Source organism: Finegoldia sp. P1-F-LS (genome assembly GCF_052932205.1).
Genome location: NZ_JBRFJH010000006.1, coordinates 1 through 16,705, shown reverse-complemented (window position 1 = coordinate 16,705; position 16,705 = coordinate 1). Strand labels below are relative to the sequence as shown.

General features: G+C 31.2%; 16 protein-coding genes. All 16 read left to right on the top strand.

The annotated features are described in order from the left end of the window. Nucleotides 1-960 (top strand): 6-phosphofructokinase, encoded by a 960-nt coding sequence (pfkA, locus tag ACU68Y_RS06080; protein WP_002840236.1) that lies wholly within the window; start codon nt 1-3, stop codon nt 958-960. Between the two features lie 12 nt (nt 961-972). Then, nucleotides 973-2,730: a pyruvate kinase gene (pyk, locus tag ACU68Y_RS06075; RefSeq protein WP_002840276.1), complete on the top strand. Its 1,758-nt coding sequence runs from the start codon at nt 973-975 to the stop codon at nt 2,728-2,730. Between the two features lie 34 nt (nt 2,731-2,764). Beyond that, nucleotides 2,765-3,655 (top strand): HAD family hydrolase, encoded by an 891-nt coding sequence (locus tag ACU68Y_RS06070; RefSeq protein ID WP_304151847.1) that lies wholly within the window; start codon nt 2,765-2,767, stop codon nt 3,653-3,655. After that, a complete protein-coding gene (locus ACU68Y_RS06065) occupies nt 3,642-3,887 on the top strand; it encodes an RNA-binding S4 domain-containing protein (RefSeq protein WP_002837761.1) in 246 nt (81 codons plus the stop codon). The genes ACU68Y_RS06070 and ACU68Y_RS06065 overlap by 14 nt, the downstream gene beginning before the upstream one ends. Before the next feature lies 1 nt (nt 3,888). Beyond that, on the top strand, nt 3,889-4,263 hold the full coding sequence (locus tag ACU68Y_RS06060) for an FtsB family cell division protein (protein ID WP_060790765.1): 375 nt from the start codon (nt 3,889-3,891) through the stop codon (nt 4,261-4,263). Between the two features lie 68 nt (nt 4,264-4,331). Next, entirely contained in the window at nt 4,332-4,754 is a 423-nt protein-coding gene (locus ACU68Y_RS06055; protein ID WP_002837779.1) for a S1 RNA-binding domain-containing protein, read from the top strand. Between the two features lie 37 nt (nt 4,755-4,791). Then, nucleotides 4,792-6,147, top strand: coding sequence for a tRNA lysidine(34) synthetase TilS (gene tilS / locus ACU68Y_RS06050; protein WP_311433063.1), 1,356 nt, complete (start codon nt 4,792-4,794; stop codon nt 6,145-6,147). Further along, nucleotides 6,137-6,697 (top strand): hypoxanthine phosphoribosyltransferase, encoded by a 561-nt coding sequence (gene hpt, locus ACU68Y_RS06045; protein ID WP_002840307.1) that lies wholly within the window; start codon nt 6,137-6,139, stop codon nt 6,695-6,697. Before tilS ends, hpt begins: the two co-directional genes overlap by 11 nt. Beyond that, nucleotides 6,697-8,610: an ATP-dependent zinc metalloprotease FtsH gene (ftsH, locus tag ACU68Y_RS06040; protein WP_446755712.1), complete on the top strand. Its 1,914-nt coding sequence runs from the start codon at nt 6,697-6,699 to the stop codon at nt 8,608-8,610. Before hpt ends, ftsH begins: the two co-directional genes overlap by 1 nt. Further along, nucleotides 8,610-9,074 carry a DUF5673 domain-containing protein gene (locus tag ACU68Y_RS06035; protein ID WP_002837696.1) on the top strand — a complete coding sequence of 155 codons (465 nt, stop codon included), beginning with the start codon at nt 8,610-8,612 and terminating at the stop codon, nt 9,072-9,074. Before ftsH ends, ACU68Y_RS06035 begins: the two co-directional genes overlap by 1 nt. A gap of 114 nt (nt 9,075-9,188) precedes the next feature. Continuing rightward, nucleotides 9,189-11,243 (top strand): glutamine synthetase III, encoded by a 2,055-nt coding sequence (locus ACU68Y_RS06030; protein WP_002842173.1) that lies wholly within the window; start codon nt 9,189-9,191, stop codon nt 11,241-11,243. 14 nt (nt 11,244-11,257) lie between these two features. Beyond that, a complete protein-coding gene (locus ACU68Y_RS06025; RefSeq protein WP_094202704.1) occupies nt 11,258-12,856 on the top strand; it encodes a CTP synthase in 1,599 nt (532 codons plus the stop codon). 5 nt (nt 12,857-12,861) lie between these two features. Next, the gene (locus ACU68Y_RS06020) at nt 12,862-13,650 is read left to right on the top strand and encodes a type III pantothenate kinase (RefSeq protein ID WP_002840252.1); all 789 of its coding nucleotides are present in this window, start codon (nt 12,862-12,864) and stop codon (nt 13,648-13,650) included. Continuing rightward, nucleotides 13,643-14,575, top strand: coding sequence for a tRNA dihydrouridine synthase DusB (gene dusB / locus ACU68Y_RS06015; protein WP_446755713.1), 933 nt, complete (start codon nt 13,643-13,645; stop codon nt 14,573-14,575). The genes ACU68Y_RS06020 and dusB overlap by 8 nt, the downstream gene beginning before the upstream one ends. 84 nt (nt 14,576-14,659) lie before the next feature. Beyond that, the gene (gene greA, locus ACU68Y_RS06010) at nt 14,660-15,139 is read left to right on the top strand and encodes a transcription elongation factor GreA (RefSeq protein WP_002837705.1); all 480 of its coding nucleotides are present in this window, start codon (nt 14,660-14,662) and stop codon (nt 15,137-15,139) included. Between the two features lie 2 nt (nt 15,140-15,141). Continuing rightward, nucleotides 15,142-16,705 (top strand): lysine--tRNA ligase (gene lysS / locus ACU68Y_RS06005; RefSeq protein WP_446755714.1); only part of this gene is annotated, 1,564 nt, incomplete at its 3' end.

Genomic DNA, 16,705 nt, shown 5'->3' with positions numbered 1-16,705 from the left:
ATGAAAACAATAGCAATTCTAACAAGTGGTGGCGATGCACCAGGAATGAATGCATGCATTCGTTCTATAGCTAGAACTTGTATTTACAATGGTATAAGAGTTATGGGAATAAGGTCTGGATATGATGGGCTTATGAACGGAAATATTTATGAAATGAATGTTTCTTCCGTTGCAGATATTATTCACCGTGGCGGAACTATCTTGGGTTCTGCGAGATGCCCGGAATTCAAAACCGAAGAAGGTCAAAAAAAGGGTGCACAAATATTAAAAGATTTTGGAATAGATGGACTTGTGGTTTTAGGTGGAGATGGTTCATTTAAAGGTGCAAGTGCACTTAGCAAAATAGGAATATCGACTATTGGGATTCCTTGTACAATTGATAATGACATGGGTTATACGGATTATACGATTGGATTTTTCACTGCTGTTGAGACAGTAAGTGATGCGATATCAAAATTAAGAGACACTTCTTCAAGCCATGGACGAGCGAACATAATCGAAGTTATGGGAAGAAATTGTGGAGATATCGCATTGTACTCAGGTGTTGCATCGGGAGCAGAATCTATTCTCGTTCCTGAAGTAGAATTAAATATAGATGAGGTTACTGAAAAAATCGAACGAGGAAGAAAAAGAGGAAAACTTCATCATTTAATTATGCTTGCTGAAGGAGTCGGTGGAGCATATGATATTAAAAATATGATTGAAGAAAAAACTGGAGTAGAAACAAAAGTTACAATTTTGGGTCACGTTCAACGTGGTGGAACTCCATGTACATTTGACAGGTTAATGGCAACACAAATGGGAAATTTGGCAGTAAAATTAATAATGGAAGAAAAAACAGACTTGGCCATCGCTATGAAAGATAATAAAATAACCACAGTCCCAATTGATGAGGCAGTGACAACAAAAAGAAAATTTAGAGATGATTTGTATGAAATATCCAAAGAAATCTCAATATAATTAGGAGTAAATATGTTAAAGAAAACTAAAATAGTCTGTACTATTGGTCCAGCATCAGATTCTGTAGAGACTTTAAAAACATTGATGCAAATAGGAATGAATGTGTGCAGATTGAACTTCTCACATGGAAGTCATGAAGAGCATTTACAAAGAATAAAAAACATAAAACAAGCGCGCGAAGAATTGGATTTACCAGTAGCAATTATGCTTGATACAAAAGGCCCTGAAATAAGATTGGGAGATTTTGGAGTAGAACAAGTTCAACTTTCAATTGGGGATCAATTTACATTAACTACAAGAGATGTGATTGGAGATCAAAATATATGTTCTGTAAGTTACAAAGGACTTCCAAATGATTTGAGTATCGGAAAAAAAGTATTGATAGATGACGGATTAGTTGAGCTTGAAGTTATAGATATCAAAGACACAGATATAATTTGCAAAGTCAATAATTACGGTGTTTTAAAGAGCAAAAAAGGTGTTAACATTCCTAACTCAAAGGTAAAATTGCCAGCAATCACTGAAAAAGATATTTCCGATATAATATTTGGAATTAAAAATGGAATTGATTATATTGCAGCATCATTTATTAGAAAATCACAAGACGTATTAGATATTAGGAAGATTTTGGAAGAAAATAATGGCAATGATATAAAAATAATTTCTAAAATAGAATCACAAGAAGGCGTGGATAATTTAGATGAAATAATCAATACTTCAGATGGAATTATGGTGGCAAGAGGAGATTTGGGTGTAGAAATTCAAACGGAAATTATGCCTATGGTTCAAAAAGAAATAATCAAAAAAACTTCTCTAGCTGGAAAACCAGTAATAACAGCAACACAAATGTTGGATTCTATGATTAGAAATCCGAGACCAACAAGGGCAGAAGTTACAGATGTTGCGAATGCGATTTTGGATGGTAGTGATGCGGTAATGCTTTCTGGAGAAACTGCAGCAGGAAATTATCCAGTAAATGCTGTAAAAGTTATGAACGATATAGCAATTAATACTGAAAATTCTGAAGAATTTAAAGAAGCTGCTAATAAAAGATTGCAATGGTTGGACATTACAACAACAAATGCAATTAGTATCGCAACTAGAAGTATTAGTGAACAATTAGGAGCAAATGCAATTGTTGTAGCAACAACTTCAGGATCAACGGCAAGAAACGTATCTAAATATCGTCCATTATCTCCAATAGTTGCAGCTACTACATCAGAAGGAGTAATGAGAAAATTATCTTTGATTTGGGGAGTTCATCCAGTTCTAAGCGAGTTAAGCGAAAATACAGATGAGGTAATTGACAGATCAATTTCTGCTGGAATCAAAAAAGATTTGGTTCACGAAGGAGATTTAATTATCATTACAGCAGGACTTCCAGTCGGGGTATCTGGAACTACAAACTTATTAAAAGTTCACACAATAGGAGATATTTTGATCGAAGGAACTGGAATAGGTAAGAAATCTGTAACTGCAAAAGCAAGAGTTGCCAAGGGAGTAGAGGATTTGGCTTCTAAATTTGAAGATGGCAATGCAATTGTATTGTATAGTTTGGAAAGAGAATTCGTTCCATATATTCAAAAAGCGTCTGCAATAATCGTAGAAGAAGGTGGACTTACATCACCAGCTGCAATAGTTGGATTGCATTTGGGAATTCCAACAATTGTAGGATGTAAAGATGCTGTAAGCAAGATAAAAGACCAAGAAATCTTGACCATAGATCCAATAGCTGGATTAGTTTATCGTGGAGCAGCCAAGATTTTATAACAGTAATGTGGTACAATAAACTTAGAGGTAGAAAATGAAAGCTGTAATTTTTGATATGGATGGCGTAATAATCGATAGTGAGATAGTTTATATTGATTTTTTTAAGAAAGTGCTAAAAGATTTTGACGTCGAAATATCCAAAGAAGATTTGTTTTCTCTTGCTGGTTTAAGTCAACAAAAAACTGACGAATTTTTGGAATCAAAACTTCATAGAAAGCCTGAAGAAGTATATGGTTTGATGAAAAATTACATCGAAGGCGATAAAATAAATTATAGTTCTTTGGTAATGGATGGTTTCTATCCATTACTCAAAGAGCTTAAAAGAAAAAACTTCAAGCTTGCTTTGGCATCATCATCACCAAAAAATACTATTGATACAGTTTTGAAAGAACTAGATATCAAGGATGAATTTGATGTGATAATCAGTGGTGAAGATTTTGAAGAATCAAAGCCAAATCCTGAAATTTACATTAAAACTTGTGAGATTTTAGGAGTAAAACCACAAGATGCTGTTGCAATTGAAGATTCTGATTACGGTATTGAATCTGCGAAAAGTGCAGGATTGACGGTGATTGCCAGAAGAGAGGATAGATTTAATTTTAAACAAAACAAAGCTGATTTTATTGTCGATAATCTACAAGATATTAAATTTATATTAGAAAAATTTGAAAAAGAAAAAAATGGCGTATACAAAATCAGAAGAAAATCAAAAGAATTTGTAAAAGCTATGTTTTTTATCGACAAAGATTCGTTCAATGATGATGTAGATGAATGTGATATTTATTGCTTATATAAAAATGATAAAATGAAGTCTGCGATTATTAAAAAAAATGATAAAATATTATACAAGAACGTACAATCGGATTTGGATTATGAATTAATATTAGAAAGTATAAAAAATAAGGAAATAGATGAGATTAGATAAATTTTTAAAAAATTCAAGGATTATCAAGAGAAGAACTGTAGCAAAAACTGCTTGTGAATCACAAAGAGTGAAAATCAACGACAAAATCGCTAAACCTGGAGACAACGTAAAAGTCGGAGATATAATTGAAATAAGCTTTGCTCAATCGATTTTAAAAGCGAAGGTTACAGAATTAATAGATAATCCTAAAAAAGATGATGCGGATAAAATGTTTGAAACTTTAGGAGATTAAAATGAATACCAGGGAAAATCAGATAAGAAAAAGAAGAAAAAACGTTAATAAATTTAGGATAATCGTTTCAGCTATAACGATTTTTGCTTGTATTACGTTACTATTTACAATTTTTAAGCAACAAATTCAAATTAGAAACATTAATAATGTTAAAATTGAACAACAAAATAAAAAAGCTGAACTTGAAAAAGAAATAGTGAAATTATCTGACGATACCAAGAACTTGGATAATCCTAAGTTGATTGAAAAATATGCTAGAGAAAAATTAGGGATGGTTAAACCCAATGAGATTTTAATCAAAGATGAAAAGGAAAAACCAAAAAAAGATAGTAACTTCACACCATCACCAACTTTAGATAAAAAGTCTGATAAATAATTATTGACACCGTTTTTTCAGTAGTATATACTGGTATATAGTATTATATTAGGAGGAAGATATTGCGTATGTCTATATCAGTGGGCGATATTGTTGAAGGTAAAGTAACAGGAATTACGAAGTTTGGGGCATTTGTAGAATGCGAAGATGGAACTAAAGGTTTGGTTCATATTTCACAAATTTCTAATGACTACATAGAAAAAGTTGAAGATGTGTTAAAAGTTAATGATGTAGTTAAATGCAAAGTTATGAGCATTGAGGATAATAAGATTAGCTTTTCAATAAAGGAATGTCTTCCAAAAAAAGAGCACAAAAAAGAATTTTCTAAGAAAACTTTTTCTGATGAGGACAAGAATTCAAACAAAGAATCTAGTCCAGAGTCAGCGTTTGATGATTTACTTTCAAAATTTATGAAAGAAAGCAATGAAAGATTAGATTCTATCAGACAAAGAGAAAATAAAAAATTTTCCAAGAAAAGAAAGTATAATTAGGAGTAGCGCCGCAGATTCATGCGGCTTTTTTAGTAGTATGGATTTGATACACAAAATAAAAAACACGATAATAAGAGAAAATTTAATAGAAAAACACGATAAAATTTTAATAGGGTTATCAGGTGGGGCGGATTCCGTGTTCTTATTAAATATTTTAATTCAACTGCAACGTGATTTGGATTTTGAAATATATACATGCCACATCAATCATTCTTACAGGGATACTGCACTTAGGGATGAAAATTTTTCAAGAAAGATATCTGAGGAAAATAACATTAAATTTTTCTCGAAAAAAGTAGATATGAAACAATACTCTATTGATAATTCGATTAGTCTGGAAGATAGCGGTAGAATTTTAAGATACAAATACTTTAATGAAATCTTAAAATCAGAAGATTTAAATAAGATCGCAGTTGCGCACCATTTAGATGATCAAGTTGAGACTTTTTTCCTACATTTGTTCAGAGGGAGCGGGATTGATGGATTGTGTGGAATACAATACCATAACAAAAATATTATAAGACCTCTATTAGATGTTTCCAAAAGTGAAATACTAAATTATTTGGATGAGAATGATATTGACTATGTAACCGATGAGACTAATTTTGTGGCAGATGTCCAAAGAAATAAAATTAGACTAGAAATGCTGCCTTATATTCAAGATAATTTCAATAGTTCAATAAGCGAATCTATATATAGAACTGTTAATATTTTAAAAGATTCAAAAGAAATAATCGACGATGTTACTAACTTCAAATACAAAAAATTAGTCAATCAAGAAAACGGTGAATATTTTATAGATGTTAATTTATTCGTAAGAGAGAAGAAATCTGTTAAGCGAAATATAATTCGAAAACTTTTAATTGAATTAAATGGTTCAAATCAAGATATTAGAATGGTTTATATTTATGATATTATAGAATTATTTGATTTAAAAAATGGTAGCCAATATGTATTTAAAGACTACAGTTTTTTCAAAAGTTATGATAAAGTAATAATTAGGAAAAATCTAAATAATAAAAAAAATCAAAGTGTAAAATTTGAACTTGGAGAAATTAGCTTTGGAGACTTTAAAATAAATAGTTATTTAACAGAAAATACAAATGTGAAACCTTCAAGAAATAAAATGATTTTCGATTCTAAAATTCTTTCAAATAATCTTTTTTTAAGAAAAAGGAAAAATGGAGACAGAATCAAATTAAAAGGATTTACTAAGAAAGTTAAGTCTGTATTTATTGACAATAAAATTGCACAAATCAAACGCGATAATTATCCTATTTTGAGCGATGAAGAAAATGTGTATGCTATTTTGTCATTGAAAAGATCAAATTTGTACATGAAAAATGATAACAGCAAAGAAGTTTTAGTTATAGAGGTGACATATGAAAAGTAATTTATGTGATGCGGTTGAAAAGGTATTAATACCAAAATCAGAAATCGACAAAAGAATTGAGGAATTAGGACAAGAAATTACTGAAGAATACAAAGATAAGGGAGAACTTATAGTAGTTGGTATTCTAAGAGGAGCTGCTATGTTTATGAGCAATTTAACTTTGAATATTGATCTTGAAGTTGGAATTGATTTTATGGCTGTATCGAGTTATGGACATTCTTCAGAATCTAGTGGGACAGTAAGAATTATTAAGGATTTAGAAGAAGATATTGCTGGTAAAAATATTCTTATAGTTGAAGATATAGTAGACAGTGGTCGTACACTAAATTACTTAGTTCGAAATTTACTTGATAGAAAAGCAAAATCAGTTAAAATTGCAACTCTTTTGGATAAACCAGATAGAAGAACTAACGAGGTTGAGGTTCAATTTAAAGGTTTTACTGTGCCTAACGAGTTTATAGTAGGTTATGGATTAGATTTTGCACAAGAATTTAGAAATATTGAAGATATCTGTGTTTTGAAGAAATCTTATTATGAAAAGGAGATTTAATGAAAAAAGTAACTAAAAGTTTAGCGATTTATCTTGTTCCAATTATTTTAATAGCTTTTTTTGTTACTATGACTCAAAATAATACATTGAGTACAAAATATTTTACTGTCAATGAGATGATAGTAAACGTAAAGAAAGATAATGTTAAAGAAATTGTAGCAAAAGGAAATGATATAAAAGGTGTGCTAAAAGATAGCAAAGCTACGCCTTTTAAAATGTACATGCCATCTGAAATGTGGGAAGTATTTTATAATAATTATCTGAAGGAATCTGTTGAAAATAATAAAATAGTTTTGAAAACTGAAAAAGATCCTGGTAAACCTTGGTACATGGATATGATGCCAACAATATTAATAATTGTTGGTTTAGGAATTATATGGTTTATGTTTATGAATCAAACACAAAATTCTGGTAATTCTAAGGCGATGAATTTTGGAAAATCAAAAGCAAAACTCAACCAAGATTCTAAAGAAAAAGTTGTGTTTGCTGATGTGGCTGGATTAAAAGAAGAAAAAGAAGAATTGATGGAAATTGTAGATTTTCTTAAAAATCCTTCAAAATATATTGATATTGGAGCTAGAATTCCAAAGGGAGTTTTGCTAGTTGGACCTCCGGGAACTGGTAAAACATATTTATCAAGAGCGGTTGCTGGAGAAGCAAAAGTTCCATTCTTCAGTATTTCTGGTTCTGATTTTGTTGAAATGTTTGTTGGTGTTGGTGCATCCAGAGTTCGTGATTTGTTCGAACAAGCTAAGAAAAATGCTCCTTGTATAATTTTTATTGACGAAATTGATGCTGTAGGTAGAAAAAGAGGAGCAGGCCTTGGTGGAGGGTATGACGAAAGAGAACAAACGTTGAATCAATTGCTAGTTGAAATGGATGGTTTTGGCAAAAATGAAGGCGTAATTGTGATGAGTGCCACTAATAGACCTGACATTTTAGATAAAGCGTTGCTAAGACCTGGAAGATTCGATAGAACAATATATGTAGGACTTCCAGATGTAAGAGAAAGATTAGAAATTTTAAAAGTTCACACTAAAAACAAAAAACTTAAATCAGATGTGGATTTAGCAGATATTGCAAAGACAACAACGGGATTTTCTCCAGCTGATTTGGAAAACTTGTGTAATGAAGCTGCCCTTCTTGCAGCAAGAAATAATGAAGCCGAAATTTCAAATGATGTATTCAAAGAAGCATCTATAAAAGTTGTAGCAGGCCCAGAAAAGAAATCACAAGTTGTAATCGAAAAGGAACGTGTGCTTACAGCTTATCACGAATCTGGTCATGCAATTGTTTCTGGATTTTTGGAAGATAATGACAAAGTTCATATGATTACAATTATTCCTCGAGGAAGAGCGGGAGGATTCACGGCATATCTTCCACAAGAAGATGCAAAATTTATGACTAAAAGACAAATGCAACATAAATTGATTTCGCTATTAGGTGGACGTGCAGCAGAAGAAGTTGTGCTTGATGATATCTCTACTGGTGCAAGCAACGACATCGAAAGAGCGACGAAAATCGCACATGCAATGGTAACAAAATACGGTATGAGTAAAAGATTGGGACCTATGATGTACGGTGGAGATGATGCTGAAGTGTTCTTAGGTGAAGAGCTTGGGAAGAACAAACAATATTCAGATAAAATTGCCTATGAGATTGATTCTGAAATGAGAGAATTAATTGATGAAGCCTACAATAAAGCTTTGAATATTTTAAATGAAAATATTGATTTATTGCATGCATTGGCCAATAAACTTTTAGAAAAAGAAACTATTGGACAAGAAGAATTTGAGGCAATATTTGACAAATATACTAAGACAAAAATTCACGAGAATGAACCTAAAGAATTAGTTGATGTAAGAAAAAAAGACGAAGAAATAGAAAAAAATATAGATAATCAGGAGAAATAATGAGAGCACAAAATGTTATAAACGTCATGTATATATTGATTTTGCTTTTTGGATTGAAGCAAATGTACAATGTATACAAAGTTAAAAAAAATATTGGAAGAGTCATCAAAAACTTTAACCAAAGAAAAAGAATTTTAATGATGGTTGCATCATATTCAATAGTAGTCTTGGGATTATTGTACCTTTATCAACAAAAAACATGGTTCCCATTAATTTATATACTACTGGGAGTTATATTTATTTATTTGACATTCGAAAAAATTTCATTCACAGATAAAGGAATTTATTTCAATGGATTTTTGGCAGAATATGAAGATATCAAACAATGGAAATATTCAAAAGACAAGAGGTTTTTGGAATTAATTTTGAAAAATTCCAAAGCTAATAGTAAACTTATTCCTATCAATCCAAGTGATGCTTCTGAAATGCAAGTAATCATAAAAAAGAATAAGAAAAAACAATAAAATACTTGACAACAAAACCGTGATTAAATATAATAAAAAAAACACTATTTTTGTTTTTCATAAATTGGCTTTCTTTGATTGCCAATTTTTTTTATTTTAATACATGGAGGTATTATGGATACAAACAAAATTTTTGGAATTGACACTTTTGATAAGAGACAAATGAAAGATTCGTTACCTTTTCCTGTTTATCAAAAATGGAAAAATGCAGTTAGAAAAGAAGATTTACTTGATATTGAAACAGCAGAAATAATTGCACATGCTATGAAAAAATGGGCAATTGAAAGAGGAGCTACTCATTTTTGTCACTGGTTTCAACCATTAAATGGTTTAACAGCAAAAAAACACGATTCTTTTTTGGATAGAGGAGACGATAATACTCCAATAAATAGATTTTCAGCAAAAGAATTAATTAAAGGGGAACCAGACGCTTCATCATTTCCTACAGGCTCCATTAGATCTACGTTTGAAGCAAGAGGATACACTTATTGGGATTGTACATCTAACACATTTATAGTAGATAATATAATGTATATACCATCAGTGTTTGTATCTTATGATGGAACTACTTTAGATAAAAAATTACCACTACTTAAAAGTTTGGACTACTTGTCTGATTATGCTACTAAACTTTACAACGAAATTTCTGATGACCATTGTTACAGAATGAAAGTTAAAATTGGATTGGAACAAGAATTCTTCCTTATTGATGAAAATGTATATAAACAACGTATTGATTTGATTAACACTGGAAGAACTCTTTTAGGAGCACAAGCACCAAAATCACAAGAACTTACTGACCATTATTTCGGTTCAATTCCACAAAGAGTTGAAGCTTTTTACAAAGATTTTGACGAAAAATTATTCAGACTGGGGATATACGCTAAGACAGAACACAACGAAGTTGCTCCAAATCAATTCGAAGTAGCAATTCTTTTTGAGAACGCAAATATTTCAGTAGATGATAATCATTTGGTAATGGAAATTTTGAAAACTACTGCAAGAAAACATCATCTCGTATGTTTATTGCACGAAAAACCATTTAAAGGTGTAAATGGATCCGGTAAACACAATAATTACTCTTTAGTTACAAATCACGGTAGAAATGTATTCTCACCAGAAGCTGACATGGAAAATGATCTTGTATTCTTGATATTTACAGCTTGTTTGATAGAAGCGGTGGACAAATCACAAGCACTTTTAAGATCGGCATCTTCTACTACTTCAAACGACTATAGATTGGGAGGAGACGAAGCTCCACCATCGATAATATCTATGGATTTGGGACAAGATATCGAAGAGACGTTTAATTCATTAATGAATGAAGAAGAAATTGTTAGAAATTATCCTAAATTTTCAATAAATAGATTCGATTACATTCCACCAAATATGACAGATAGAAACAGAACAAGTCCATTTGCCTTCAGCGGAAACAAATTTGAATTCAGAATGTTGGGTTCTTCGAATAGTGCAAGTGATGTCAACATAGTTTTGAATACAATGTATGCAAATGCAATCAAAAGAGTTTACGAAAAATACAAATCTCAAAATGAAAATATTGAGCAATTTATCAAATCAGAAGTTGTAGATATTTTGAAAAATCACAAACAAATTTTATACAGACAAGACAACTATACACAACTTTGGAGAGAAGAAGCTAAGAAGAGAGGTTTGTTGGATTTAGTTCATTATTTTGATTCTTTATATTCATTAATCTCAGAAGAATCTATTAAGGATTTTTGTGGTATACTAAGTGAGGAAGAATTACACGCAATCTATGATGTTGGATTGGAAGATGTAATAACAACTCATGAAATTGAAGCGAAGACTTTGATTTATATGTTGGATAAATTTGTTATTAATGCTTTTTCAAAACAACTAATTCAAAATAATAAATTAATTGAGAAGTGCGGTATTAATAGCTTAGATTCTACACAAGAAAAATTGAAAAATGGTTTAAATGAAATCATCAACAAGAGAAATAACCTAGAAGAAATGGTACACAAATCTGATTTTGAATCTAAATATGAAAAGGCTAAATATTTCCAATATGAAATTAGCCCTCTAATTGAAGAAATCAGAGAAGTTCACGATAATCTTGAAAAATTTGTCTACAAAGAAAATTATAATTTGTGTGATATTCAAGACATATATTCATCATTAATATAATTATAGGAGGAGTAATGAGTAAATTTATTTTTATTACTGGAGGGGTTGTCTCTGGTATAGGTAAGGGAATTAGTGGTGCAAGTATTGGTAGAATGCTAAAAGACAGAGGAATTTCTGTGTTTATGCAAAAATTTGATCCTTACTTGAATATTGACCCAGGAACTATGAGTCCTTATCAACACGGGGAAGTTTTTGTAACAAAAGATGGAGCGGAAACTGACCTAGACTTAGGCCACTACGAAAGATTTATCAACGAAGAATTAACTCAAAGATCAAACATTACCACAGGAAAAGTCTACAATGATGTTATTAAAAAAGAAAGACGTGGAGATTACAACGGTAAAACTGTACAAGTTATTCCACATATTACTGATGAAATAAAAAAAGCAGTGTACAAAGCTGCTGAAGAATCACAAGCTGATATTGTTATAACAGAAATTGGTGGAACTGTTGGAGACATTGAATCATTGCCTTTCTTGGAAGCAATCAGACAAATCCATGCAGAAAATGAAAAAGAAGATGTATTATTTATTCATACAACTTTAGTTCCAACAATACCTGGAAGCAATGAATTAAAAACTAAACCAACACAACATTCATACAAAGAATTGATGAGTTTGGGAATTAAAACAAATGTAATAATCCTTAGAAGTGAAGGCATAGTTACAGATGAATTAAAAGAAAAAATCTCATTATTCTGTGACGTTCCTGTTGAAGCTATTATTCAATCATTTAATGTTGATTTTATTTATGAAGTTCCATTGAAATTCCAAGAACAAAATTTGGATAAGTATATCATGAGAAAAATGAAACTTAAATCCAAAGTTGAAGAAGACGGAAAATGGAGAAAAATGATTGAAAACTACAGAAAAGCAACTGAAACTGTAAACATAGGTTTAGTGGGGAAATATACAGAACTTCACGATGCTTATCTTTCTGTAGAACAAGCTCTAATAGATGCGGGATATGCAAATAATCACAAAGTAAACATTCGTTGGATTAATTCAGAAGAATTAAACAAAGATAATATAAAAGAATCATTCGAAGGCTTGAATGGTATCATCGTTCCAGGCGGATTTGGTGGAAGAGGCATGGAAGGAATGGTTGAAACTTCAAAATATTGTCGTGAAAGCAATATGCCTTATTTCGGAATTTGTTTGGGAATGCAAATTGCCGCAATAGATATTGCTAGAAACGTATTAGGTTTGGCAGATGCCAATACAGCTGAAGTTGTTGCTGATTGCAAAAATCCTGTAATAAGTTTGATGAAAGAACAACGAGATATTGAAGATATAGGTGGAACATTAAGACTTGGTAATTACGAATGTCACTTGAAGGATAAATCATTAGCAAAAGAATTGTATGGTGAAGAATTCATTCAAGAAAGACACAGACATAGATATGAATTTAACAACGATTATAGAGAACAATTCGAAAAAAACAACGTAGTATTTTCAGGAATTAATGACCAATATAATTTGGTAGAAATGCTTGAAATACCAGAAAACAAGTTCTTCTTAGGATGTCAATTCCATCCGGAATTCAAATCAAGACCTAACAAAATTCATCCTCTATTCGATGGATTTATCAAAGCATCCATTGAAAATAAATAAAGAAGGTGGAAGATATTTTACTCGTAATAGATATTGGAAATACTAATATCGTATTAGGTATTTTTAAAGATGATGAACTGATTTTTGAATGGAGAATATCGACAGACCTACACAAAACTAGTGACGAGTATGCTCTAACACTAAGGCAAGCTTTGGAATATTCAAACGTAAAAAAATCAGATGTAAAAGAAGCTATCATTGGTTCAGTAGTACCAAATCTAATGCCAACTATACCAAAAGCAGTTAAAAAATATTTGGGAATAGAACCATTGATAGTAGATGAAAAAATAAAGACAGGAATAGTTAATAAATATGCGAGTCCTAAAGAAGTCGGTGTAGATAGAATCATCAACGCAGTAAGTGCTTGTAAAAAATATTCTACTCCAGTTATTATCGTAGATATTGGAACTGCGATTACTTTCGATTATATTACAGAAAATAAAGAATACTTGGGTGGAGCAATAGCTCCAGGGATTGCAATCTCATCTGAAGCATTATTTATGAAGACGGCAAAACTACCTAAAATTGAAATAGAAATGCCGGATAATGTTATTGGAGACAGTACTGTAAAAAGTATGCAATCTGGAGTTGTGTTTGGATTTATTGGATTAATAGATTATATAATTGAAAAAATCTTAGAAGAAAAACATAAAACAAAAGACGAGGTAACAATTATTGCGACAGGTGGTTTTTCGTATTTGATTGCTAAACAATCCAAGTACATCACAATTATAGACAAACTAATCACTTTGGATGGATTAAAAATTATTAACGATTTAAATAAAAATGATTAAAGAAAAATTGAAATTGAATAGTAATTTGTTTTTGGCACCATTGGCTGGAGTTACAGATATTCCTTTTCGAATAATTTGTGGAGAATTAGGAGCTGGATTATGCTTTACAGAAATGATAAGTGCCAAAGCACTTTACTATGATGACAAAAAAACTAAGAAACTTTTAGATACAGATCCTCGAGAAAAAAGTACGTCGGTTCAAATATTTGGACACGAACCAGAAATCATAGCCTATGCAACAAGATTTCTGACTGAAAATTACAATTTCAAATCTATAGATATAAATATGGGATGCCCTGCACCTAAAATTTTCAAAAATGGAGATGGCTCAGCATTAATGGGGGACTTGAACTTAGCAGAAGATGTTATAAGAGCCTGTAAAAACAACACTGATTTGCCAGTTTCTGTAAAATTTAGACTTGGAATTGATGAAAATTCTATGAATTATATGCAACTTGCACAAATTTGCGAAAGATTAAAGGTTGACTACATTACACTTCATGCTAGAACAAGAAAGATGTTTTATTCAGGAGAAGCTGATTGGTCACACATTAAAAGAGTCGTTGATAATGTAGACATATCTGTATTTGGCAATGGTGATTGCTTTACAAAAGAAGATATCAGAAAAAACATGGAATACTCAAATTGCGATGGAGTTTTATTAGCAAGAGGTGCAATGCAAAATCCATTTATTTTTAGTGATTATGAAAATAAATCAAAAGAAGAAGTAATCGACACTATAAAAAAACACATGCAATTGAAATTGGAGTTTTATGAAGAAAGACGTGCGATTTTGGAAATGCGAAAGCATATTCAATGGTATCTGAAAGGATTCAGAAATTCCAATAAAGTAAAAAATAAAATCAATCAATTGACAGATCTTGATGAAATATACAAAATTCTAGATGAATTTAAAAATGAATAATTTAATTATATACTAAAAACTTGACAATTATGCCTTTTGTTATATAATTTTAGAATATATGGTTAAAATTAAGGAGAATAGATTATGGCAGATAAAGAATTTTTATTAACTCAAGAAGGATTAGATCAACATAAAGAAGAACTTGAGTTTTTAAAGACTACTCGCAGAACAGAAATAGCTGAAAAAATCAAAGTTGCAAGAGGATTTGGTGACCTTTCTGAAAATGCGGAATACGATGAAGCTAAAAATGAACAAGCTCAAGTAGAAGAAAGAATTAACTATCTTGAAAACTTGCTTTTACATGCAAAAGTAATTCAAGATGATGAAAATCAAAAAGATGTTGTTACAGTGGGATCAACTGTAACTTACAAAAATTTAAATTTAAACAAAGAAATGACTTATCAAATAGTAGGAACGGCAGAATCTGATCCTTTTGCAGGCAGAATTTCAAATGAATCTCCAACTGGAAAAGCTCTGTTAAACCTAAAAGTTGGTGACACAACAAAAGTTGAAACACCAGGTGGAATCGTAGAATTAAAGGTATTAACTGTAAAGAAAGGATAATAATGGAAAATTTAAACGAAATGCTACAAATTCGTAGACAAAAGTTGCAAGAATTATTAGATGCAAATGAAAATCCATACGTTCATGAAAAATTTGATAATGCTAATAATACTAAAGAAATATCTGATAACTTTGACGAATTTGACGGAAAAGAAGTTAAAATAGCCGGAAGAATTATGAGTAAAAGAGGCCATGGTAAAGTTAATTTCATGGACTTGCAAGATTCTCTTGGTAGAATACAATTATTTAATAAAGTAAATGAGTTAGGCGAAGAAAACTACGCAAAAGTTAAAAATATGGATATTGGAGACATTGTTGGTGTTGAAGGAAGCATATTCAAGACACACAGCGGCGAAATATCTATCAGAACAAAATCAGTAGTTTTATTGTCTAAATCATTACAAATATTACCTGAAAAATGGCATGGATTAAAAGATCCGGATTTGAGATATAGACAAAGATACGTGGATTTGATTATGAATCCAGAAATCAAAGATACTTTTGTTAAGAGATCTAGAATTATTTCGGCAATCAGAGAATTCTTGGATACAAGAGGATTCTTGGAAGTTGATACTCCAATCTTAAATACAATTGCTGGTGGAGCAAATGCGAGACCATTTATCACTCACCATAACACTTTGGATATAGATATGTATTTGCGTATTGCAAATGAATTATACCTAAAGAGATTAATCGTAGGTGGATTTGACAAAGTTTATGAAATGGGTAGAATGTTCAGAAACGAAGGAATGGACCACACACATAATCCAGAATATACGGCAATAGAATTGTACCAAGCATACGCTGACTACAACGATATGATGGATATAACGGAACAATTAGTTGCATTCGTGTGTGAAAAAGTTAATGGTTCTATGAAATCTCAATTCGGTGAAACTGAAATTGACTTTACACCACCATGGAAAAGAATCACAATGGTTGATGCAATAAAAGAATACGCAGACATAAATTTTGATGAAATTGAAACTGATGAACAAGCTCGTGAAGTTGCTAAAGCAAATAATGTTGACATAAAAGACAACATGTCGCGTGGAGAAGTAATCAACGAATGCTTCGAACATTTCTGCGAAGAAAAATTGGTTCAACCAACATTTGTATTGGGTCATCCAGTGGAAGTAAGTCCATTAGCTAAGAAAAATCCAGATGACGAAAGATACACTCACAGATTTGAAGCATTTGTATGCACAAAAGAAATCGCAAATGCATTTAGTGAATTGAACAATCCAATCGATCAAAAAGAAAGATTCTTGAAACAAGTTGAAGCTAGAGAAAATGGTGACGACGAAGCTCAAATGATGGATTATGATTTCTTGAACGCATTGGAAGTAGGACTTCCACCAACAGGCGGATTGGGAATTGGTGTTGACAGACTTATAATGATGTTGACTAACAACGAATCAATCAGAGATATTATGTTGTTCCCAACAATGAAGCCAGTTGGAAATAATTCTTCTGATAGTTCAAAAGATGGTGAAGACAATACAAAAGCTAAGAAATTAGACTTATCAAAAGTAAAAGTTGAACCATTATTTGAAGATTTTGTAG